Here is a 23946-nt window from a genome sequence, read left to right as displayed (position 1 = left end):
GGTTGGTTAACAACTCTCCATTGTTACTGATGGCCATAGTCTTGATCGACTTGAAGTCGTGTGAGCTCGCGTGTGCGTGTTTGGCTCTAAGTAAGCTGAACTATTAGTTCATAAGTTTTGCATCTTGATGGGTCGTCAGTCGATTTAAAAGGATATTAAGTTGAACAGTGAAAAAGAAATGTTGCTGGGTAGCGACTGGACGAAGGTTCTTGGGCGGGTTGAATTGGAGGCTGTTGTAAAACACTTCCTCACGGTGGAGTCTCAAGCCAACGCCTTGCGCTACTACGAAGGTGCTGTTCAGGCCTCCAGCGTTGCCGAGCAACTGACAGCGGTCAGTTTGCTCAAGGAAACCATCCGAACAATTCCCGGCTCGAATTCCGCAGTACAACAACTTCAAGGAAAATTGGCCAGTTACCACCAACGCTTGTCCAACACGGTGGGAATGCTAAGTACTGGCAAACCTGTGCCGAGGAAACTGCACTTTGTCTGGGTGGGCGGTGGCATTGGTGCGATTCAGCGCGATTACATCAATGTCTGGAAGCAGATGACGGGGCCCGATGGGTACCGTCTCAATCTCTGGTACGACAGCGATGGCTTGCTGGCTCATGAGACCAACAGGATCATCGTCGAATCGGCCAAGGCGCTTGGGGGACGCTCGTCGCCTGATCTCGCACAGGAGAAGTCGTTCACCCTCGGCAATCGTTATGTTGAACGCGCCCGCGTGTTGCGCAGGCAAATGTTCGAACACATTCAGAAAGCCGTTGGAGCAGGTGAGAGTGCAGATCAGGCGCGAATCAATCTGCTGGTCAGTGCATACGGCCAGGATGAAGCTGCGCTGAAGGCTCTCAAGGCACGCAATCTACAATCTTTCGAGGGCCTGCAGGCCAATGGCATTGCACTTCGCGACATTCGCGCGGAGTTAATCGATCAACCCTTGTTCGATATCTATGAGCGGGAGCTGTCCTTTCGCGGCAATCTGGCGGGGGCTTCGGACATTACACGCTTTCAGGCTTTGAACCTGGAAAGCGGTACTTACCTTGATACCGATCTTTTGCCGTCGCTGCATGAAAAAATCGCTGGCGTGGACCTGGCCAATTTAGATTTATACGCGCGAATAGGGGTCATGCAGATTTTGCTCGACCACAATCGGCAGATACTGCCGAATCGAGGCGCGGAGTACGCCGATTATCGCCATACAGTTCCGGAGTCGTTCAGACACGGTTTGACCGAGTTTGCAAAGAAAGTCACGTCCATCACGGAAATCTTTGCTCCCTTCAATGATGTGCTTGTCGCCGAACACGGATTGCGCGTAGGTAACAAGAACAACGCTGGAGACCCGACACCCTTCAATGGTCTGTCCAATGCCATGTTGAGTGGTCATGCCGGATCTGCCGCCCTGGCCGGTGTCTTCGACAAGATTCGCAGCAATTATGCGTTCCTGGATCGGATACAGCGGTTGGCTCACGAAGAGCACATCTCGGTTGTAGACCCAGTAGCATTTCCCGGTTTGATTCTCCGGGAGATGGAAAGGTTGCACGGTCCTCTGTCCGGTTGGACCGACGACCTGAGAGCACGCAACAGTTTTTTAAATGCCGTGGCGAGCTACGATGCCGACGGCATCAAGTTCGGTGCCCAATCGGCCATCGTCATGAGTGGCCCATCAGCGGTTTCGCAAGGCTTGAATGATTTCGTCAACGAGCAGTTGATCACCGCTGCCCGTCGGCAAATCAGTGATCGGGTCGATCTCCGTGACGGCTTCAACCTGGCGACCGAAGAGGAAACCCATCACAGCTGGAAGGACAACGCCGAGACCGAGCAAGACTGGCTAGAACTGGAAACCACCAGGCTCAAGGACGGGGTCTACAAAAACCACTATCTGGGCAACGTGGATGAGCTGCTCAAAGGCCAGACACTGACCTTCAAAAGGGGATGGCCAGTCATCGAAGGCAAGCCAGTATTGTTGACGTCGGTGCTGCAGCAATTGCTGGATGAACTGGGCGAACCCTTCATTCGGGCAATGAATGACAGATTGAGCGGCGATATTGCATTCAATGACCCGTTCTCCATCGATTTCGAGACGCGTCAGCAGATTCTGAAACAACCGACCAGCGAACTTCCGAGCTCGAAAGGAGCCGAGTCGCTGGGCAGTTTGAATGAGGCGTTGGCGCGTATCGCTGCGGGCAAGTTGCCTCTGGATCAGTTGAGCCCGCTGCACCGTGTGGTGTTCGGCGGGCTGTTCGGCGCAGCGATGCTGGATCAGGATGGTTTCGCTCCCGCCTGGGAGTCCACGGTAGCGCTCGCTGAAAACACCCAGGATCGCGGGTTTGCCGCGCGCTATGACTTGATCGAACAGGCGTTGCTCAGCCGCGATCCGGCGCCGTTCGACGCCGGTTTGCATGGCGCATCATCGATTGGGCAAGTGGCGCAGAACTCTCGGGTTCTGAAGGCTCGGGCCCTGGCCGAGCCTTTGAGCGTACGCCAATGGGGCGAGCACATTGCCCGTATCGAGACAGCGGCAAAGCACGAGTACCGGGCGTCGATACTGCAGCGTGGCTACCCGCTTGGACAGCGGCTGTTGGCGGCCGGTGCGATCGCCGCCAGCCAGTTACCGCAGGAGTTGCTGGTGCGCGGTGCGGGTGATCCGGGGCGGCGTTGTTATCCCCTGGCCCTGGTCATGGCCGCCGCCGTCGAAAAGGGCGGCGGCGCTCTGCGTACGCTGATCGGCAAACTGGCCAATGCCAATCTCGCCCCTGAATATCCCGAGTCCCACGCACTGTTGCGGGTGCTGGATGAGTTGCGCGGTGTACCGATGGCGCAGTTCGGAGAAAAACTGGGGCCGATGAGTCTGTCGGCCGCCATTCGAACCCTTGAAGCGAAAACCTCGACCGGCAGCTTGATGTTGAACACCCCGAGTCATTCGTTGTTGGTGTGCAAAGCCGTGGAAGCGGGGGCAACCTCCTATCTTTTCTATGATCCGAATTTCGGCTTGTACACATTCGTGCGGGCCGCTGATTTGCAGCGAGGTATTGAGGAGGCTTTGGCGGACAGGAAACTCGCCGGGCTTTATGGCATCGAGGACCTGTCGACGACGCATTTCGACCTGGTTGCTCTTGATGGCTCGCGGATCGCCGATAGAGCATTGCCCTCGCAGGTGGTGGCGGGCGATCTGTTGCGTAGCGAGCCGGTCATGCCATGGCAGCACCATGCTGCATTGCGCACCCGCGCATTATCGGAGAACGCTCGTCTGGGACGCAGTGTGGCGGAGCTTGAAGGGATGCGCTGGGCCCAAGTGATCGAATCGGCCACCCATCATCTGCTCACGAGCCAGTCCCTGGAACCTGACTATGTGCCGTTGTATGAAACCGTGAAGCCGACGGCGAAAGGGCAATGGACGCTGTCGATGATCAATCGCAGGAATCCGTCGAAAGTGCTGAGCGTTACCGTCAATGACCCGCGCTTTCAAGACATCAAAAACTGGCTGCAGGAGCGCTTCCGGACGATGGGGGAAATGCCGTCGGAGGCGCTTCCCCATGGACCGGAAGCGATCAACACACTGAACACGGGGTTTGCGATTCTGGCGCTGATGGAGATCCTGCGTCAGCGTGAAGGGAACGGTAGCACTGCGGTGGGTGCATCGATGACACTGGCGGTGCGCCTGCACAGTTATGTGATTTACAGCCAGTTGGCCCATGGCGTCGTGTCTGACGTGATCGGGGTCATCAAACTGGTCAGGCTGGCATTGCTGGATGAGCGCCTGATTGCGCAGACCACCTCGAGCGTATTGAGCCGCACGATGGGGCGAGTGGCGGGTGAGGGGGCGGGCAGTCTTCTTGCACTGGTCAACGTCGGCTTCGATATCTATGAGTTGGCCACCGCAGACAATGCGCCGGCCAGAGCCGGGGCGGCTGTCCAGTTGAGTTTTGACGTGACGGCTGTGGCCTTGGCCGGCAGTGCGTATGCCGTGGGTGGTTCCTTCGCTGCGTTTGCCGGTCCGCTGGCGGTCGTTGTCGGCGCGGTGGGTTTTGGCGTGGGTGCCCTGGCACGCAACTACAGTGCGATTCTGGTCGGAGCCCAGGAGGTCGGCAAGTATATATACGCCCTGAAGAAGGCTTACAGAGAAGGCGGTTGCAAGGTGGAGGGGGGAACGCTGTCGCCGATGTCGGATGCGGTGATCAATGCCATTGACCTGCGCACCGGGACCGTGAGCCTGGGCAGTCAATTCCTGTGGGGGGCGATACGGCCCGGACCAGGGCTGCCAGAGGTGGGTAGTGGCGACTCCGTGCCGTTCAACATGAGGGAGCGCTGGGGCTTGTCTCACCAGTTCCAGCTGTCTGAGCCTGTCAAGACGCTGATCCTGCCTTGCACCCCGACCTGTGAATACAGTTATGACTATCAGCTGTTGCCGGGGGCGACTCACCGTCATGACCTGGGCTTTGACGAGGCTCGCGAGCTGGAGCGCGACAGTCAGGGCAATCGAACATTCTGGTTCGATCCCTGGACACCGTTCGAGTACCTCGTTTACAAGCTCTTGCCGCGCTATCGGTCGACACGGGTCAGGGTCGTGCTGGATGAGCAGTGCCGCTCTCTGTATGTCCCGCCGATGCCCGCCGAATGGCATGGGAAACTGTCGTACGACATTGAGGCCGTGACGGGACAGTATTCGCTGTCACTCACGCAAGGGGTGGCCGCTGTGCAGCTGTCCACCGGGCATGATTCCGCCTCGTTGCGCTGGGTGATTCGTGCGACCTGGCTCAGCGATGCGCAGGTGAGTGTCGATGCCGACGGCTTCAAGTTGGGGGCTACCGAGGTGCATTGCGTCCCGGGGAGCGAGCTGTACCTCGAACTCGAGCGGGGCCAGATATACCAGATGGATTGGTCCAACCAGCGGTTTACGCTGCTGGAGCAGGAGCTGCCGGACGAAAATGACGCCAGTCAGTTGAAGAAGAATCTGGCCTGGCTCAATCATGGCCACCGCCTGGCCAGCCCGTATCTGCCATTGCATCACTTCAAGGTGCCGCTGGGCGACCCTTTGCATCCAGTGCACACCAATGCCTGGTATGAGGCGGCCGGGGAACGCATTCTGTATGCACGGGACCTGCCGGAGCGCCTCAATGCCGAAGTCCGACTGGGGGCAGTAATGGGCGATGATGTGTATTTTTATCATCCTGATCAGCCGACCTTGTTCCGTGCCGATGCACTCACCGGTCTGGTCAACCGGCGTTACCGATTGTTCAACCCGCGAACGGATTCGACGGTGGTCTCTTGCCAGGAACTCGGCGAGGCCATCCGGGTCGTTCAGAAGGTCACCGACCAGGAAGGTGTCAGCTATCTTTTCGACTACCTGGTGCACATGGAAAAGGTCGAGCTGATCGCCGTTTCCTGCACGCTGGACTCAAGCCTGCCATTGGATCACAACGACTTCCAGTGGCAAGGCTGGAACACCTTTCTGAAGCGGTTCGATGGTGGCGAGACAGGTGACGACGCCTCGGTTTCGATGGGCGGCGACATTAAAACCTGGACCACCGCGAAGTTTATCTCAATGCAGATTCATGCCCAGGCACAAACCTGGTCAGCATGGGTCCGCAGTCGCGATGACTGGTTCGTGACCGGCCATGACCTCGGTCTGCCGAACCCGCTGTTGATGGCGTCGCACCGCGATGATGAAGACAGCATGGTCTTCTATGATGCCGGACAAAAACGCTTGTGCGTGTGGCAGCGCGAAGCGGGTGCGCAAGGTGGGGTGTTGCTTGATCTGCTCAATGAGGTGAGCAGTGTGGTATCGGTCGCTGACGGCTACTTGGCACAGACTGACGCCGGCCTGGTATTCGATTTGCGCAACGCAGAACTGACACTGCGGGCGTTGAGTGAGCAATGGCTGCACAAGCAAGTTGACTGGCTGAAGGCCTTGGCGACCGTTGCCGTGCAATACGGGCATCACCTATTCGATGTCATCGGTTTGTCCGATGCCATCGGTGCGCCGTTGTATGCACGGTATGTGGAGGGACGGATTTTGCTGGTCAGCTCCGAACAGGCGGGCAATCCGCACTCCCTGGGGCGGACACCGGATAAACAAGCCGAATGGCTGTTCGTACCTGAAACCGGACAGGTGTTCCGACAACCGCTAATGACGGTTGAACAGATGAGCGTGTTGTTCGGCAACGCCACGCAGCTCTCACGGCACGATCTGCCGGCCCCGTTGCAGCGGGTCTGGCGCGAATGGTCGTTCGCTGAGGTCAGCGTGCTGGGCAGCGGCCTGCAGGGCCGGACCCATGACGGTGTCATCTTGGAGCTGAACGATGGGCAGCCGGCGCGCATCACTGGAGTGACACGCGAGTTCGTCGATGCCCCGGGCACTGTGAACACGCCGCAGCAACGGATCGCCAGCCTGATCGAGCGTACGCCTCATGCCCCTTTCCTGCGCGCCGGTTCACAGCAGAGTGTGTTCACCTGGTATGACTCCATTGCTCGAAGCCTCTTTTCAGTCGATGCGAGATCCGATGGTCAATGGGTCACCTATCTGGGGAAACCGCATGACCACGGCTTCTTGATGTACGACGCGATCGACCGTCTCCTGTTCAGCAATGACAAGAAGCTCTTTACCCACCGGATCAGCGCGCGCCGCAACGGACAAGTGTTGATGATCGAGAGCTCGGATCGCTCCAAAGCGTTGCAGTCCATTCTGATGGATGAGGTGGATAGCCTGGTGTTGGGATTTGGACATCAGGGAATGACCTGCCAGGTTTCGGCCGCCGACTGGAGCCGGCTGGACTGCATTGTTGTCGACTTGCCCGATCTGCTGCAGCAGCATCTGGACAGCATTACCGGCAGCGAGTTGGCGTTTGAGATGCAGGGGCTCGATCATTGGCAAGTGGTTCTGGCGGGCGAACACTTGGTGCTGACGGACCCCGATTGCGGACACAGCCTGATAATACGCAATGCCCGGACGCTGGCCGCGACGACGGGAGTGATACTGGAGCTGAAACTGCATCTGTGGGGACGCTACTGGCATCTCAGCGTGCTGGAGCTGCTGAACGGCTGGACATCGGCGAACGTCGATGGCGCTCCCTGTGAGTTGGCAATGGTGCTGGATGCATCAAACGAGGTCTGAAAGCCGTCGGCTCAGTCCTGACCGGTGATGAAAAAAAGGCCGCGAGTGAAGTCACTCGCGGCCTTTTGCATTCCGGCCTCAGGGAACCAGATAGCCCTTCACCCCGGTAAAAATAATCTGTGCCGCCAGCGCACAAACGAACAACCCCATCAATCGGCTGACAATCTGCAGGCCTTGATCGCCAAGAATCCGTTCTATTCGGCTGGACAGATAAAGCACCACGCCGACGGTGAAACTGGCCAGCGCAATGCTGAGGATGGCCGTCAGCTTGTCATCCCAGTGGGGCTGACTCACGCCCATGACCAGCAGAGCTCCGATGGTCCCGGGGCCGACCGTCAGGGGGATGGTCAGCGGGACGATGGTCACGTCCTGTTGCACGTTGTCGGTCTGCACCGCCGACTTGCCTTGAGCCATGCCGAGTGCCGAGATGAACAGCACGCTGCCGGCACCGATACGGAACGCGTCTACGGTAATGCCGAAGACACTGAATATGACTCGCCCGAACAGGTATAGCAAAACGCTGGAAACCAGCGTGGCGACCGCTACTTTCCAGGCCAGGCGTCGCTGTTCCTTGCGCGAATAACCGCGGGTCAGGCTGATAAAGCAGGACAACACGAAGAACGGGCTGTAGAGCACCAGCATCTTCAGGTAAACGCTGAACAACACGTGGAGCATGATTTCGGCTCGTAGCGGCAGATGGGCAGAACGGAGTCTATCAGTCGGTTTAATGTTTGGGGGGATGGCGTGAGGAAACGGGGGGTAAATGTAAGTTGTTTAGGTTGAAGTTTGTTAGTTGACGAAATGTTGATATCAATAGGTTACATGTTCTTGTTTGGCGTTTCTTCTGTCTTTGGTTATTGTTGTTTGGCGGGTTCAAGAGGAGCCTGTTTTAATTAATAAGGAATTGCTAATGAATGTTCATGATATCGAAGATTGCACTGTAGCCGAATGTATTCATCGTTTGGAAAGTTATGAGCTGGACGGCGCTGAAGTTATGCGCCCTCGCAGTTTTTCGGTGCCGGTTGTCGATGAGCCCGGCAAAGGTTCCATCGTGGGTGAGGGCATCTTGTCCTTTACCGGCAACCTGAGTGAGCAAAATCGGGAAGATGTTCAACACGCTTTTCTATTCGCGAGTCTGGTCGCAAACAAAAAGTACCCGTACGAGTATCAGGGCAAGGAATGGTATTACCAGTTCCTGGAAGTCATGACCCATGCAGGCTGGCTGCCGACCAGTAAGTACTACAACGACATGAATATCAGCGGTAACACCGTACGGATGGATCAATTGGTGCTGGAGATCCTCGGCAGTGTGGTTGCCGGGCTTGCCGTGCCTGGCTCGGCCTCCGTCCTGATGCTGAAGGTGGCAGGCGATGCAATCACCGCATTGAAAAAGCGCGAAACCGCATTGACCCTGTATGAGCGCAACATGCTGGACCACGGTGTGGGTGGCATGGCGGCCGGCACCTGCACCGAAGTCAACGGTGAAGTCACCATGGCATTGGGTACTGTTCGTTTCATCCGCAAGAACACCGAAACGCAAGTGCTGTTCATGGATTGGGACTCCCGTGAGGTGAAACTGTATCGTGGTGACTCAGTCTTCAGGAAAGTGCCTTCCATTGTCGAGCAAACCCGCGACACGATTCGTACAAAACTTGGCTTGAATGCGAAAACCAAGATCGAAGACTACGAGATCTGATCGAATGTTTTAAAAGGGCGGCGGCTTCTCGGTCGCCCTTTTTTCATTGAGGGTTTGCTATGGCTCAGTTATACAGCTTGTTGAGGGTGGGTAACGCCGTTGTTGCTTTGTCGGATATTGAAAAAATATCGGCTTATGATGATGTTGTACATTCAAGTCTGCTGGCGCAATTGGTTGCCAACAAAAAAATCGAAAGCATGAAAGTTGAAAGCTGGTATGACGCTTATGTTGCGGTGCTGGATGATTTCTGGATCCGCAACTTTAAGTTTCGCCAGGACTTTTCTCTCAACGGGCTAAACGCCTCTTCAGCGCTTGAATGGGCCTCGGCCGCAATGGCAAATAGCGGTAGCGAAGATCATGCTCTTGGCGGGTTTTTGGCGTATGCGGCGCAATTGCCGTGTTATGTCCCTGCCATCCAGATATGGCCCGAGGAGCGTTGCGAAGAGGAGATGCAAGAACCTTGTTTACCGCTCAAGGCTGTGCGCCTGCTGGCGATTGTGGGGCAAAGCCCGACCTCGATCAGCAGCATTTATCTCGAATTCAAGACCCGGCAGGCGCTGACCCTGAATCCGTGGTCGCAGCGTTTTGAGGTCGATGACGTAGAAGGTCAGGTGTGCGTGCGATATGCACGGGCGAATCTGTCCGAAACCCTCTACGCGTTATCCCGCGAGGCGATTACCCACAAGCTCGGGAATCGATTGGCGGACAACGTGGCGCTTCTGGTCGAGAAGGTCGATATGGGGCAGTGATACGTCCTGCCCGATTGTTGAAACCACTTTCGGGCACCGGACTGCATCGTCAGAACGTCGAAGCCGTACGATTCTGCTGATCACGTTGGGCAACCCAATGCTCGATCAGGTCGCGCAGTTGTGACAGCTCGACCGGTTTGGCCATGTGTCCGTCCATGCCCGCCTGGCGCGCGCGCTCTTTGTGCTCGGCGAGGATGTGTGCGGTCAACGCCACCACGGGGGTGCGAATCCGCTGGTTGCCGACTTCCCAGGCACGCAGTTGCTGGGTGGCGGAGAAACCGTCGAGGATCGGCATTTCACAGTCCATCAGCACCAGGTCGTAGCGCTGGGCTTTCATCGCCACCAGGGCTTCTTCGCCATTGCTGGCGGTGTCCGGTTGCAGGTTGAGTTTGCCCAGCATGCCACGTATGACCTTGGTCGAGATGCTGTTGTCTTCGGCCACCAGAATGCGGAAATCGCTGGGCACCTTGACCGGAAGGGTAGGGCCGGTGGGCAGCTGCTGCGAGACGGAGAGGCCTTTATTGCGCTGGTTCAGTTCGTCCGCCAGCGTGGTCTTGAGTGTATAGCCGGCCACCGGTTTGGCGAGAATTCGCTTGATCCCGCAGTTGCGCGCGATGATTTTGCTCGGGGCGTTGCTGATGCCGGTGAGCATGATCAGCAGAATGTCATGGTTCAGGCTCGGGTCTTCCTTGATCTTGGCCGCGAGCTGCATGCCGGTCATGCCAGGCATGTTCTGATCCAGCAGGACCACGTCGAAGTAATCGCGCAAGTGGGCCTTGGTGCGCAGCAGCGCCAGGGCCTCCTTGCCGGATGGTACGGCACTGACGTTCATGCCCCAGGCGCTGCACTGCTGCACCAGCACCTTGCGACAAGTGTCGTTGTCGTCCACGACCAGTACGCGTGCGCCTTGCAGCGGACCGTCCAGGTCCGAGGTCGGATGTTCGAGACGGTCTGGGTCCAGCGGCAGGGTCAGCCACAAAGTGCTGCCCTGGTTGGCGCCGCTCTTGATGCCGAACTCGCCTTGCATCAAACGGATTAGCTGACGGGCGATGACCAGTCCAAGATTGCCCCCCAGGCTGGTGGCCGAGAGGAAGTGTTTGCTGTGCAGTTCGGCATGCATCAACGCATCGCGCTCTTCCGCCTCCATGGGCTGGCCGCTGTCTTGCACAGCGATGCGCAGCCGCGGTTTGGCGCTGCGTTCATCCAGGGCGACAACGATCAGGATCTCGCCTTCATCGGTTTTCTTCAGGGCGTTTTCCAGCAGGCTCAGCAGGGTCTGGCGCAGGCGCGTGGGATCTCCGCTGATGACGCGTGGTACCTGCGGCTGGATAAAGCTGATCAGCTCGACGTTCTGCTGTTCAGCCTTGGCGCGGAAGATGCTCAGGCAATCTTCGATCAGGGCGTTGAGGTCGAACTGCACGTCGTCCAGTTCGATCTGCCCGGACTCGAGTTTGGAGATGTCGAGAATTTCGTTGATCAGTGTCAGCAGCTCGTTGCCGGCGCTATGGATGGTCTGTACATAGTCGCGTTGCTTGACCGACAGTGGTGTGCCCAGCAGCAATTCGGTCATGCCCAGCACACCATTCATCGGGGTGCGGATTTCGTGGCTGATCTTCGCCAGAAATTCGGCTTTGGCGTTGATTTCGGCGTTGCTGGCGGCCAGGTCGCGACTAACGCTGAAACGGTCTTCGGTGATGCTGCGCTGTCGCTCGCCCAAGGCAATACTCATCAACAGGCCACTGATACAGATAAACACCAGCAGAATAATGATCAGGCTTTGTGGGGCGACCAGGGTCAGCCCCTGCAGTGCCGGCAGAATAATCAATGTGCCGAGGTTGAACACCACCATGGCTGCCACGAACAAACGCGCCGGACGATAACCTTTTTGCCAGTGATGGGCGCTGACGAACAACATGCTCAGACCGGCCAGAGCAACCAGCCCATACGTAATCAGGTTCAGCGGCAGTGTGTTGACGAACAGCAACAGCAGGCCGCAGACCATGATGAACAGAATGTTCCCCAGTAGCAGCTTGTTCAACGGGTGAGGACCGAGCGGGGCGAAGAAACGGTAGGCGAACATCAGGCCGCAAGGCGCGGTCATCAGCAAGGCGAGGTAGGCACCGGGTGTTTGCACGACGGACCAGTTCGGTAACCATGGCCGGGCCAGGTTCAGCAGCAACACCAGGCTGAGCATCAGCAGCCCTTCGCATGCTGCCAGCCAGAGGCTGCTGCGCGAGCGGGTGTAGAGGTAACGGGTCAGGTTGTGCAGGATCAGCATCCCCAGGCAGCCGAAGAGCAAGCCGTAGATCAGCGTCTGGTACTGAGTGGCTGCGGTCATGACTGCCGATTGCAGCGTGATGTAAGGCCGGAACTGGTGTTCGGAGACCAGCCGCAGGTAGACGTCGAGGGTTTTGTCACTTTGTGGCAGCGGCAACATGAAGTCGCTGCTGGGAAGGGGGGGCTTAGCCTGGAGCTGCGCGGTACCGGTATTCAATTGATCGATCAACTGGTCGCCGTCGAGCACATACAGATTGAGGTGCACCAGGTCCGGTGCGAACACTCGCAGCAACTGTTCATGCTTGCCGGGCGCGAGCTTGAAACGCAGCCATAGCGCGCCATCGGGTGCGGCCGCGGTGAGGTGATCAAGTTCAATGGGGCTGAATTGGTTGGTGTAGCGGCTGGAGCGGATGTCGCTCAGCTGCAGGTCGCCCTGTTCGTCGAGCAATACCGCCCAGCCACTGCCTTGCGCGGCCTGGGCCGGGAGCATGCAGAGCAAGGTCAGCAGAGTGACGGTGAAGCCTATGGCAATCCTGAGCCAGCGCACGGCGAAATCCCTTCGTAGATTAATGCCAAAGTATAACTATGCGCGGCACCGGAATAGTCAGGCAAGGGCCGCAAGCCCTTACCTGGCCGGATGGATGGCTTATTCCTGATTCTCGCCACGCTCGCGGGCAATGGCGCGGTAGCCAATGTCCTTACGGTAGAAGCAGCCTTCCCAGTCGATTTTAGCCGCCAGTTTGTAAGCCTGCTGCTGGGCTGCATCGACGCTGGTGCCCATGGCGGTTGCGCACAGCACCCGACCACCGGCGGTTACCACCTGACCGTCCTTGAGCGCAGTACCGGCATGGAAGACTTTGCCTTCCAGTGTCGCGGCTGCATCCAGGCCGTTGATGGCAACGCCTTTGGCGTAGTCACCCGGGTAACCGCCAGCGGCCAATACAATACCGACGCTCGGACGTGGATCCCATTGTGCTTCGACCTTGTCCAGCGCTTGCGCCAGGGCCGCTTCGACCAGCAACACCAGGCTAGACTGCAAACGCAGCATCACCGGTTGGGTCTCAGGATCGCCGAAACGGCAGTTGAACTCGATGACTTTTGGGTTACCAGCCTTGTCGATCATCAGGCCAGCATAGAGGAAGCCGGTGTAGACGTTACCTTCCTCGGCCATGCCCCGTACGGTCGGCCAGATCACCAGGTCCATGACCCGCTGATGGACTTCGGCCGTGACGACCGGGGCCGGGGAGTAAGCGCCCATGCCGCCGGTGTTCGGGCCGGTATCGCCGTCGCCGACACGTTTGTGGTCCTGGCTGGTGGCCATCGGCAATACGTTCTTGCCGTCGACCATGACGATGAAGCTGGCTTCTTCGCCGTCCAGGAACTCTTCGATCACCACGCGTGAACCGGCGTCGCCAAATGCGTTGCCGGCGAGCATGTCGCGCACCGCGTCTTCGGCTTCGCCCAGGGTCATGGCAACGATCACGCCTTTACCGGCGGCCAGACCATCGGCCTTGATCACGATAGGTGCGCCTTTTTCACGCAGATAAGCCAGGGCTGGCTCGATCTCGGTGAAGTTCTGGTAGTCGGCGGTCGGGATCTTGTGGCGCGCCAGGAAGTCTTTGGTAAAGGCTTTCGAGCCTTCCAGCTGAGCAGCGCCCGCGGTCGGGCCGAAGCAATCCAGGCCACGGGAGCGGAACAGATCGACAACACCGGCGACCAGCGGCACTTCCGGGCCGACGATGGTCAGGGAAACATTCTTCTGGGCAAAGTCAGCCAGCTGCTCAAGGGCCAGCACGTCGATGGCGACGTTCTCGCACTTGGCTTCAATGGCGGTGCCGGCGTTGCCCGGGGCAACGAAAACTTTCTGCACGCGCGGATCCTGAGCCACTTTCCAGGCCAGGGCGTGTTCACGGCCACCGCTGCCAATGATCAAAACATTCATTTCAAAAACCTCGGATGACGCTAATTCTGTGGGGGCCGATCGTTCCCACGCTCCGCGTGGGAATGCCTCAACGGACGCTCCGCGTCCGAGGGACGCGGAGCGTCCCGGGCTGCGTGCCCACGCAAAGCGTGGGTACGATCAAGCAAACAAATCAGTGGCGGAAGTGGCGCATGCCAGTAAAGACCATGGCGATGCCGGCTTCATCAGCAGCTGCAATCACTTCGTTGTCACGCATCGAGCCACCTGGCTGGATCACCGCAGTTATGCCGACCTTGGCCGCGTTGTCGATGCCGTCACGGAACGGGAAGAATGCATCCGATGCCATGACCGCGCCCTGCACTTGCAGGCCGGCGTGTTCTGCCTTGATCGCGGCGATACGCGCGGAGTTCACGCGGCTCATCTGGCCGGCGCCGACACCAATGGTCTGACGGTTCTTGGCGTAGACGATGGCGTTGGATTTAACGTACTTGGCGACTTTCCAGGCGAAGATCAGGTCATTGATTTCCTGTTCGGTCGGTGCGCGCTTGGTCACCACTTTCAGGTCTTCGCTGCCAATCATGCCGATATCGCGGCTCTGCACCAGCAAACCACCGTTGACGCGCTTGTAGTCCCAGGCCGGAACGCGGTCAGCCGACCACTCGCCGCAGGCCAGCAGGCGTACGTTGGCTTTGGCGGCGACAATGGCGCGGGCTTCTTCGCTGACGCTCGGTGCAATGATCACTTCGACGAACTGACGCTCGACGATGGCCTTGGCGGTTTCAGCATCCAGCTCGCGGTTGAAGGCGATGATGCCGCCGAATGCCGATTCGGTGTCGGTGGCGTAGGCCAGTTCGTAGGCCTGACGGATGCCGCCTTCTGCGTCCGGGCTCACGGCCACGCCGCACGGGTTGGCATGCTTGACGATCACGCAGGCCGGTTTGACGAAGCTCTTCACACATTCCAGCGCGGCGTCGGTGTCGGCCACGTTGTTGAACGACAGCTCTTTGCCTTGCAGCTGGGTCGCAGTAGCAATGCCCACTTCGGCTGGCTTGGCTTCAACGTAGAACGCCGCGCTCTGGTGCGGGTTCTCGCCGTAGCGCATTTCCTGGGCCTTGATGAACTGGCTGTTGAAGGTGCGCGGGAATTCGCTGCGACCTTCAGTGGAGAGGGTTTCAGCCGCCTGGTTCACGGTGCCCATGTAGTTGGCGATCATGCCGTCATACGCGGCGGTGTGTTCGAAGGCCTTGAGCATCAGGTCGAAACGCTGAGCGTAGGTCAGGCCGCCGGCCTTGAGGCTTTCCAGGACGTTGGCGTAATCGCTGGCATTCACCACGATGGCCACGTCTTTGTGGTTCTTGGCTGCCGAACGGACCATGGTCGGGCCGCCGATGTCGATGTTTTCGATGGCGGTCGGCAGGTCGCAGCCTGGCTTGTTGATGGTGGCTTCGAACGGGTACAGGTTGACCGCAACCAGGTCGATCGGCTTGATGCCGTGCTCATTCATGATGGCGTCGTCGATACCGCGACGACCGAGGATCCCGCCGTGGATTTTCGGGTGCAGGGTTTTCACCCGACCGTCCATCATTTCTGCGAAACCGGTGTAGTCCGCGACTTCCACTGCGGCAACGCCGTTGTCGCGCAGCAGCTTGAACGTCCCGCCGGTGGAGAGGATCTCGACGCCCAGGGCTTCGAGCTCCTTGGCGAATTCAAGGATCCCGGTCTTGTCGGAAACGCTGATCAAGGCGCGGCGGATCGGCAGGCGGGTAGTCTGGTCGGTCATTTCAATTTCCATCAAAAGCAAGGGAAGTCAGCAAAAAAGGCGACCGGTTTTACGCGGGCGCCTTTCTGGTTTGATTGAATGCTTACAGCAAATCGTACTGCTTGAGTTTCTTGCGCAGGGTGCCCCGGTTCAGCCCGAGCAGCTCACTGGCCTTGGTCTGGTTGCCCTTGACGTAGTTCATCACGCATTCGAGCAGGGGAGCCTCGACTTCGGAGAGCACCAGGTTGTACACATCCGTGACGGCAGCGCCCTCAAGGTGGGCGAAATAATTGTGCAGCGCCTTCTCGACACTCCCGCGAAGGGTCTGACCTTCTTCGCTCGGCGTATTGAGGTGCTGTTTCAAATTCACGTTGTCGCTCACGGGTGTTGTTCCACTCACTAAAGTCTCGGTCATCATCGTCATGCGGCCACCCCTTCTCCGTCCCCTGTCAGGCTCTTGTAACGTTCGGCGAAGAAGGCCCGAACGTAGGCGCATTGTGCTTCCGTATCTTCCAAACGATTGAAGTGGGCGCGGAACTCCCTGGCGCCCGGCAAGGTTGCGAGATACCAGCCCACATGCTTGCGAGCTATGCGCACGCCCATGACGTCGCCATAGAAGGCATGCAGCGCGGCCAGATGCTCAAGCAGAATACGTTCCACCTCGATCAGTTCCGGTGCCGGGAGTTTTTCGCCGGTACGCAGATAATGGTCGATTTCACGAAAAATCCATGGCTGCCCCTGAGCAGCCCGACCCACCAACAGGCCATCGGCACCGGTCGCGTCGAGCACGTACCGGGCCTTCTCGGGCGAATCGATATCGCCATTGGCGAAGACCGGAATCGACACCGCCTGCTTGATCGCGGCAATGGTGTCGTACTCGGCTTCCCCGGTATACAGATCGGCACGGGTGCGGCCATGTACCGCCAACGCCGTAATGCCTGCCTGTTCGGCAATCTTCGCCACGGTCAGGCCATTCTTGTTCGCCCGGTCCCAGCCGGTGCGGATCTTCAAGGTAACCGGCACATCGACCGCGGCCACTACGGCCTGCAGGATCTCGGTCACCAATGCTTCATCTTTCAACAGGGCGGAACCGGCGGCCTTGTTGCAGACCTTCTTCGCCGGACAGCCCATGTTGATATCAATAATCTGCGCGCCCAGTTCGACGTTGGCCCGGGCTGCATCCGCCAGCATCTGCGCATCTCCGCCGGCGATCTGTACCGAGCGAGGCTCGGGATCACCTTCGTGGATCATGCGCATCCGCGATTTGCGGGTGTTCCACAAGCTCATGTCGCTGGTGACCATTTCCGAGACTACAAGGCCCGCGCCCAGTCGCTTGCACAGCTGACGAAAGGGCTGATCGGTGACACCCGCCATGGGGGCGAGAATCAAGCCGTTGTGCAATGTATATGGACCGATGCGTACCGCCGACATAGGACTTCCCTGTTGTGGGGCCGGATCATGAGAGTTCGAAAAAGGGTTGGCATGATACCCGCTCTCGATGACTGGATAAAGGCTGAATTGAACAAAATCTGAACAGTAATTTTGTTATCGCCAGCGGTTTGGTACTAGCAATCAAAGTCAGAAATATGCCGTCAAGCCTGTAACACTTGAGCGTTTCACTCGGGGGAATGGAAGCTCAGGCTGTAGTTCACTGCTTTGGGGCCTGGATCGAGAATGTCCAGCGCGATGTGGATTGGCGTTTGCGGCGGCATTTCCGCCATCCCTTCGAGATCACCGTTGAGGTACTCGCCGGGCTTGAAGCGACGGCTGGCGATCAGGTGGCCGTTGAGGTCAGCAAAACGCAGCTCAAGCAGTGGGAAAGGCTGGGAGAAGGGCGCGCGATTGTAGATGATCGCGTCGACCACCAATGCGCCATTGAAGTCCGGGTGGCTGCGGACCACCAGGTTGCTGCTTTTGACTTTTGCGATGTCGACCTTGGACGGCACGGTGCAGCCGATGTGCGGGCACAGTTGCTGGAACCACGGACGGTACTGGTCCTGGCGTGCCAGTTCGTCAAAGTGATAGGCGACGTATTGACCGGCGAGGCCGGCGGTGCCGAGCAGGATCAGCAGCAGCCAGAAAAAGCGCCGGCCCCAGGGGGAGCGACGTTTTTGCCAGTCCAGTTGCAACGGATCGTCGGTCAGATCCTCCAATACTTCCGCGCGCAGCGCCGGTTCGCTGCGTTCACGTCGCTTGCGCAGGGGTTCGACCGAGGGCAGGTCATCGTCGACTTCATCGGGAGTCGCCGACAGGTTGCCAAAGGGGATCGGGGCGTCAAGCGGGTCGTGCAGGCGCAGCTGTTGGATCTCGGGTTCGTCGTCCAGATCCGCGGGCTCCAGCGACAGCGAAGGCTCGGTGCGCGAATGTTTGCCTGATTCGATCGTGGGTTCTGGCGTGGGCGTGTCGGCGATTTTTGCACGATCGGCGGCCGATTCACTGAAGAGGCTGTCGGACCAGGGCTCCTGGTCGTGCTCGGTGGTATCGCGGCGAGCGCTGAGGCTGTCTTCGCGGGGCCGGGTGAATTCCGTTGTTGGCTGGATTTCCCGCTGTTCGAGCCGGGCGAGCTCTTCGTCCAGATCCAGGCTGTCCAGATCCATTTCTGCAGCCGTCCATTGCTTTTGGCTGATGGCTCGCTGCACGGGCGGTTCGACGGGCGCCGGTGCAACCGGTTTGACCGTTTCCTTGCCGGCCCGCTGCTCGAGTAACTGCTTGGCGGCGTTGAATACCTGCAAACACGAGCCGCAACGAACCACTCCACGGGCCACGCTCAACTGAGTATGGCTGACGCGGAAGCTGGTTTGGCAATGCGGGCACTGGGTGACGAAGCTGTCGGTCATGCGGCAATCCGGTTTATGCAGGCGCTCATTCTAGCGCCGACGGCCAGTAATGCGTACCCAGCCGTCGCGATTGGCAATCGGATCCAGATCGAAGTCCTGAGCGTAGGCGGCGGCGACTTCTTCACCTTGTTCGGCGAGGATGCCCGACAGTGCCAAACGACCGCCCGGCTTGACCAGGCTGGACAACTGCGGCGCCAGGGAAACCAGCGGGCCGGCAAGAATGTTGGCGACCAGTACGTCGGCCTGAACCTGTGGCAGGTCTTGCGGCAGATACAGCGGGAAGAGTTCGTCAGCAATATTGTTGCGCCCGGCATTGTCGCGGGAGGCTTCCAGCGCCTGCACGTCGATGTCAGTGCCGACGGCTTCCTTGGCGCCCAGCAACAGGGCGGCAATCGCCAGAATCCCCGAACCGCAACCGAAGTCGAGCACGTTGCAACCTTTCAGGTCCTGACCGTCGAGCCATTCCAGGCACAGTGCGGTGGTCGGATGAGTGCCGGTGCCGAACGCCAGGCCCGGGTCCAGCAGCAGGTTTACTGCGTCCGGCTCAGGCGCGGCGTGCCAGCTCGGGACGATCCACAGGCGCTGACCGAAGCGCATCGGCTGGAAACCGTCCATCCAGCTGCGTTCCCAATCCTGGTCTTCGATCACTTCGCTGTGATGCTCGGGCAGCGGGCTGCCAGTCAGCAGCTCAAGATGGGCCAGCACCGGACCAGGCTCGGTGCCGCCTTCGAACAAGGCCAGCAAGTGAGTGTGCGACCACAGCGGGGTGGTGTTGAGTTCCGGCTCGAAAATCGGCTGATCTTCGGCGTCCATGAAAGTCACCGACACGGCGCCCACTTCAAGGAAAGCGTCTTCGTAGGTTTCGGCTTGTTCTGGGCTGATGGCGAGACGGACTTGCAGCCAAGGCATGGCGGGCACCTTTGAAAAATATAGATTGCAGCCTAGCGGGCTGCGAGAAGCGCGCAAGTTTACGCGAGCGCGAGGCAGAAGACGACCGGGTAGACGGAGTTCGCAAGTGAGCGAATGACCTGTGGCGAGGGAGCTTGCTCCCGCTGGGGCGCGAAGCGGTCCCAAAATGGCAGATGCGGATCTGCCTGACACAGCCGGTTGAATGATCTTGCGGTTGCTGCGCAACCGAGCGGGAGCAAGCCCCCTCGCCACAAGGGTTTTGCGTTCGGCAATCTCCAGAAACAACAAAGCCGCTCGAAAGCGGCTTTGTTGGTATGGATCACAGCTTAATGCTTTTCGCCAGCCAGCTTGTGTTCCAGGTAGTGGATGTTGACTCCGCCTTCGCAGAAGCCAGCATCGCGGACCAGGTCGCGGTGCAGCGGGATGTTGGTCTTGATCCCGTCGACAACGATTTCGTCCAGCGCATTGCGCATGCGCGCCATGGCTTCGTCACGGGTGGCGCCGTAGGTGATCAGCTTGCCGATCAACGAATCGTAGTTCGGCGGAACGGCATAGCCACTGTACAGGTGCGAATCGACGCGAACGCCGTTGCCGCCTGGAGCGTGGAAATGCTTGACCGTGCCTGGGCTAGGCATGAAGGTTTTCGGGTCTTCGGCGTTGATCCGGCATTCCAGCGCGTGACCGCGGATAACGACGTCATCCTGGGTGTACGACAGCTTGTTGCCAGCGGCGATGCTGAGCATCTCCTTGACGATGTCGATGCCGGTGACCATTTCCGATACCGGGTGCTCTACCTGGACACGAGTGTTCATCTCGATGAAGTAGAAGTGGCCGTTCTCGTACAGGAACTCGAAAGTGCCGGCGCCACGGTAGCCGATGTCGATGCAAGCCTTGACGCAGCGAGCGAGGACTTCAGCGCGTGCTTTCTCGTCGATGCCCGGTGCCGGCGCTTCTTCGAGAACCTTCTGGTGGCGACGTTGCAGCGAGCAATCGCGGTCACCCAGATGGATGGCATGGCCTTGGCCGTCGGAAAGTACCTGAACTTCCACGTGACGTGGGTTGGTCAAGAATTTTTCCAGATAGACCATCGGGTTGCCGAATGCTGCGCCCGCTTCGGAGCGGGTCAGTTTCGCCGAGGAGATCAGGTCTTCCTCTTTGTGCACCACACGCATGCCACGACCACCACCGCCGCCAGCGGCTTTGATGATCACTGGATAGCCGACTTCGCGGCCGATGCCCAGAGCGGTTTCTTCGTCTTCCGGCAACGGGCCGTCGGAACCCGGAACGGTCGGCACGCCGGCTGCGATCATGGCGTGCTTGGCCGATACCTTGTCGCCCATCAGGCGAATGGTTTCGGCTTTCGGGCCAATGAACGCGAAGCCGGAGTTCTCGACCTGTTCGGCAAAGTCGGCGTTTTCCGCAAGGAAGCCGTAGCCTGGGTGGATGGCGGTAGCGCCAGTCACTTCAGCGGCGGCGATGATGGCCGGAATGTGCAGGTAAGAGTGCGCGGCCGAGGCCGGGCCGATGCAGACGGATTCGTCTGCCAGGCCCAGGTGCATCAGCTCTTTGTCGGCCTTGGAGTAAACGGCGACAGTCTTGATGCCCATCTCTTTGCAGGCACGCAGAATCCGCAGGGCGATCTCACCGCGGTTGGCGATCAGAACTTTTTCCAACTTCGCAGTCATCAAAGTTTCTCCGCGGTTCAAACGATGGTGAACAGCGGTTGGTCGTACTCAACCGGCTGGCCGTCTTCGACGAGGATGGATTCGATCACACCGCTGGCTTCCGCTTCGATGTGGTTCATCATCTTCATGGCTTCGACGATGCACAGGGTGTCGCCTTTCTTCACGGTCTGGCCGACTTCAACGAAGGACGGCGAGGACGGCGAGGATTTGCGATAGAAAGTACCGACCATCGGCGAACGGGCAACGTTGCCGTTCAGCGCAGGTGCGGCTGGGGCTGCAGGCGCAGCGGCGGCAACCGGAGCAGCAGCGACAGGCGCAGGCGCCGGTGCCGGAGCATGCATAGGAGCGGGAGCGTAGTACTGCTGAGCCGGCGTCTTGCTGTGACGGCTGATGCGTACGGACTCTTCGCCTTCCTTGATCTCGAGCTCGTCGATACCGGACTCTTCCAGCAATTCGATCAGTTTCTTAACTTTACGGATATCCATGAATCATCAACTCCCAAGGGTCGGTCAGGGGGCGTTTAACGCTTGTTGTTCAAGCTGTTGCCTGTCTTTCAAGCTGCTCTAGGGCGGCCTCCAGGGCCAGTCGATAACCGCTGGCGCCAAGGCCGCAGATCACTCCCACCGCAACGTCGGAGAAGTAAGAGTGATGGCGGAAAGGTTCGCGTTTGTGCACGTTAGACAAATGCACTTCGATGAATGGGATGCTCACTGCCAGCAGCGCGTCACGTAATGCGACACTTGTATGCGTAAAAGCTGCTGGATTGATCAGAATGAAGTCCACACCTTCGCCGCGAGCAGCGTGGATGCGGTCGATCAATTCGTACTCGGCGTTGCTTTGCAGATAGAGCAAATGGTGGCCGGCATTGCGCGCCCGCTGTTCCAGATCCTGGTTGATTTGCGCCAGGGTGGTGGCACCGTAGACGCCCGGTTCCCGGGTGCCGAGCAGGTTCAGGTTGGGGCCGTGTAAAACCAATAAGGTCGCCATCTGCTGCTCCTTTGTCATCTGTGTGCAATTGTCAGAACCCGGCGACTATGCCGCAAAGCCTTTGTGACTGTCCAGTTCTATGCAATAGCCAGCACGATGGCCGATGTTTACGCGAAATATATGACCGGGTAATTAAATCCGGTCATTTGCTTTCGCAACACGTTCGGCGAAGTTTTTCGCGCTGATCTCGCCAATCACCCGCACATCGCCACGTTCGACACCATCCTTGCCGAAAAACATCAGCGCCGGAGGACCGAATAGCTTGTAGCGGTCGAGCAGGGCGCGTTGTTCGGCGTTGCTGGCGGTGATGTCGAAACGGATCAATCGATAACCTTTGAGGCGTTCGACGACCTTGGCATCGTTGAGCACTTCGTGTTCGATGACTTTGCAACTGATGCACCAGTCGGCGTACCAATCGAGCAGCAGCGGTGTAGCGGAGGACTTGGCTTCGGCGAGGACGCGGTCCAGTTCGGCTGGTGTGGTAATGGTTTGCCAGTTGCCGGCGATTGGCGGTTGACCGTTGCTGGCGACATTGCGTGGTTGGCCAATGGGGTTCAACGGATCGGTCTGGCCACTGAAGGCGCCGTACCAACAGGCCAGGGCATAAAACAGCAGGAACATCCCGAGCAATTGCCCCAGGCGTTTTCTTGGCGGTTTATAGACGAATTCCAGCGCGCCCATAAACAACCCGACGCCACCGGCGAGCAAGCCGATCAACAGCAAGGTGATTTGGCCCGGCAATACCCGGCTGAGCAAAGCGATCGCCAGCCCCAGCAGCAGCACCCCAATCGCGTTTTTCACGTAGATCAGCCAAGGTCCGCTTTTCGGCAGCCAGGCTGCGCCGCCGGTTGCCACCAGCAACAGCGGCGCGCCCATGCCCAGACCGAGCATGAACAATTTCAATCCGCCACCCAGAGCATCGCCGCTGGCGCTGATGTACAGCAGCGCGCCGGCCAGTGGTGCCGATACACACGGCGAAACCAGCAGGCTCGACACCACGCCCAGCACGGCCGCGCCCCACAATGAGCCGCCTTCGGTACGCCCGGCGATCCGGTCCAGGCGGCTGCTGATGGCGTGGGGGAGTTTCAGTTCGAATACGCCAAACATGGCCAGGGCAAATACCGCGAAAAACATCGCGAACGGCACCAGCACCCAAGCCGACTGCAAGCGCGCCTGAAGATTGAGCTGTGCGCCGAACATTCCCATCAGCGCACCGAGCAGGGCGAAACAAGCGGCCATCGGCAGCACGTAAGCCAGCGACAGGTTGAAGCCACGTAACCCGCCAACCTGTCCACGCAGGACCACCCCGGAGAGGATCGGCAGCATTGGCAGCACGCAGGGGGTGAAGGTCAGGCCAACACCTGCAAGAAAAAACAGCGCCAGTTCGCGCCAGCTCCAGGATGTGGTCGCGGCGCCGCTGCCATCAATATTCAGGCGTTCGGTCTCAGGCGGATAACACAGGCCTTTGTCGGCGCAGCCCTGATAGGTCACGACCAGCGTAAAGGCGCGTGAGTCGGTGCGTGGCAGTTCTACATCGAGAATGCCGTGGTAAACCTCGACATCGCCGAAGAACTCATCGTGCTTTTGTTCGCCTTTGGGCAGTTGCGCCGCGCCGAGGCCAATCTCGGCCGGGTCGGCACGAAACTGGAAGCGATGGCGATAGAGGTAGTAACCCTCGGTGGCGACGAAACGCAGCTTGATCGATTGCGGCGTGCTTTCTACCAGACTCAACTGAAAGGCTTCGCGCACCGGCAGGAAGTCGGCGCTGTTGTTGATCGAGCCCAGGGTGGAACTGGGCCGACTCTCCAGCAACCCGGCGGCGGAGGCCGGCAGGGCGAGCACTAATAACAGCAGGCAAAGCAAACGGCGCATGACAATCTCGCGTATCGGAATTGGGGGCATGATAGCGGACGCAGGCGTGTGTTGCCTCGTAACCCGGATCTGTAGGAGCGGGGGGGGGGGGGGGGGGGGGGGGGGGGGGGGGGGGGGGGGGGGGGGGGGGGGGGGGGGGGGGGGGG

The 23946-nt window shown here is 59.0% G+C and carries 15 protein-coding genes; 3 read left to right on the top strand and 12 right to left on the bottom strand.

Going from position 1 to position 23946, the window contains the following annotated elements:
* Positions 1-160: 160 nt before the first annotated feature.
* Entirely contained in the window at positions 161-7108 is a 6948-nt protein-coding gene (locus AC1RQB_RS19155; protein WP_492570818.1) for a TcdA/TcdB pore-forming domain-containing protein, read from the top strand.
* Positions 7109-7186: 78 nt separating this feature from the next.
* On the opposite strand, the gene AC1RQB_RS19150 is transcribed toward AC1RQB_RS19155, so the two are convergent.
* Positions 7187-7783, bottom strand: a complete 597-nt coding sequence (locus AC1RQB_RS19150) for a MarC family protein (RefSeq protein WP_008069021.1) — start codon at positions 7781-7783, stop codon at positions 7187-7189.
* 235 nt (positions 7784-8018) lie between these two features.
* Between AC1RQB_RS19150 and AC1RQB_RS19145 the strand changes: the two genes are divergently transcribed.
* Complete coding sequence (locus AC1RQB_RS19145; RefSeq protein ID WP_063341690.1) at positions 8019-8804, top strand: hypothetical protein; 786 nt, start codon at positions 8019-8021, stop codon at positions 8802-8804.
* A 59-nt stretch (positions 8805-8863) separates the two neighbouring features.
* A complete protein-coding gene (locus tag AC1RQB_RS19140) occupies positions 8864-9553 on the top strand; it encodes a hypothetical protein (protein WP_063341689.1) in 690 nt (229 codons plus the stop codon).
* Between the two features lie 49 nt (positions 9554-9602).
* On the opposite strand, the gene AC1RQB_RS19135 is transcribed toward AC1RQB_RS19140, so the two are convergent.
* The 11 genes from AC1RQB_RS19135 to AC1RQB_RS19085 form a co-directional block, all read right to left on the bottom strand.
* Complete coding sequence (locus tag AC1RQB_RS19135; RefSeq protein ID WP_063341688.1) at positions 9603-12377, bottom strand: hybrid sensor histidine kinase/response regulator; 2775 nt, start codon at positions 12375-12377, stop codon at positions 9603-9605.
* Positions 12378-12476: 99 nt separating this feature from the next.
* Positions 12477-13772 carry a phosphoribosylamine--glycine ligase gene (purD, locus tag AC1RQB_RS19130; protein ID WP_063341687.1) on the bottom strand — a complete coding sequence of 432 codons (1296 nt, stop codon included), beginning with the start codon at positions 13770-13772 and terminating at the stop codon, positions 12477-12479.
* 151 nt (positions 13773-13923) lie between these two features.
* Positions 13924-15531: a bifunctional phosphoribosylaminoimidazolecarboxamide formyltransferase/IMP cyclohydrolase gene (gene purH / locus AC1RQB_RS19125; protein WP_063341686.1), complete on the bottom strand. Its 1608-nt coding sequence runs from the start codon at positions 15529-15531 to the stop codon at positions 13924-13926.
* Between the two features lie 82 nt (positions 15532-15613).
* Entirely contained in the window at positions 15614-15934 is a 321-nt protein-coding gene (gene fis, locus AC1RQB_RS19120; protein ID WP_007907419.1) for a DNA-binding transcriptional regulator Fis, read from the bottom strand.
* Positions 15931-16941, bottom strand: a complete 1011-nt coding sequence (gene dusB, locus AC1RQB_RS19115; RefSeq protein WP_007907421.1) for a tRNA dihydrouridine synthase DusB — start codon at positions 16939-16941, stop codon at positions 15931-15933. The genes fis and dusB overlap by 4 nt, the downstream gene beginning before the upstream one ends.
* Before the next feature lie 185 nt (positions 16942-17126).
* Positions 17127-18347, bottom strand: coding sequence for a DUF3426 domain-containing protein (locus AC1RQB_RS19110; protein WP_063341685.1), 1221 nt, complete (start codon positions 18345-18347; stop codon positions 17127-17129).
* A 30-nt stretch (positions 18348-18377) separates the two neighbouring features.
* Positions 18378-19256: a 50S ribosomal protein L11 methyltransferase gene (gene prmA / locus AC1RQB_RS19105; protein WP_063341684.1), complete on the bottom strand. Its 879-nt coding sequence runs from the start codon at positions 19254-19256 to the stop codon at positions 18378-18380.
* Positions 19257-19582: 326 nt separating this feature from the next.
* On the bottom strand, positions 19583-20941 hold the full coding sequence (accC, locus tag AC1RQB_RS19100; protein WP_008069032.1) for an acetyl-CoA carboxylase biotin carboxylase subunit: 1359 nt from the start codon (positions 20939-20941) through the stop codon (positions 19583-19585).
* 17 nt (positions 20942-20958) lie between these two features.
* Positions 20959-21426, bottom strand: coding sequence for an acetyl-CoA carboxylase biotin carboxyl carrier protein (gene accB, locus AC1RQB_RS19095; protein WP_008069033.1), 468 nt, complete (start codon positions 21424-21426; stop codon positions 20959-20961).
* 49 nt (positions 21427-21475) lie between these two features.
* Positions 21476-21928 (bottom strand): type II 3-dehydroquinate dehydratase, encoded by a 453-nt coding sequence (gene aroQ / locus AC1RQB_RS19090; protein WP_007937215.1) that lies wholly within the window; start codon positions 21926-21928, stop codon positions 21476-21478.
* Positions 21929-22060: 132 nt separating this feature from the next.
* Positions 22061-23800 (bottom strand): protein-disulfide reductase DsbD, encoded by a 1740-nt coding sequence (locus AC1RQB_RS19085; RefSeq protein WP_063341683.1) that lies wholly within the window; start codon positions 23798-23800, stop codon positions 22061-22063.
* Between the last annotated feature and the right edge of the window lie 146 nt (positions 23801-23946).

This window comes from Pseudomonas sp. GW822-FHT02E03, from assembly GCF_058802325.1.
This window is presented reverse-complemented; position numbering and strand designations above follow the sequence as displayed.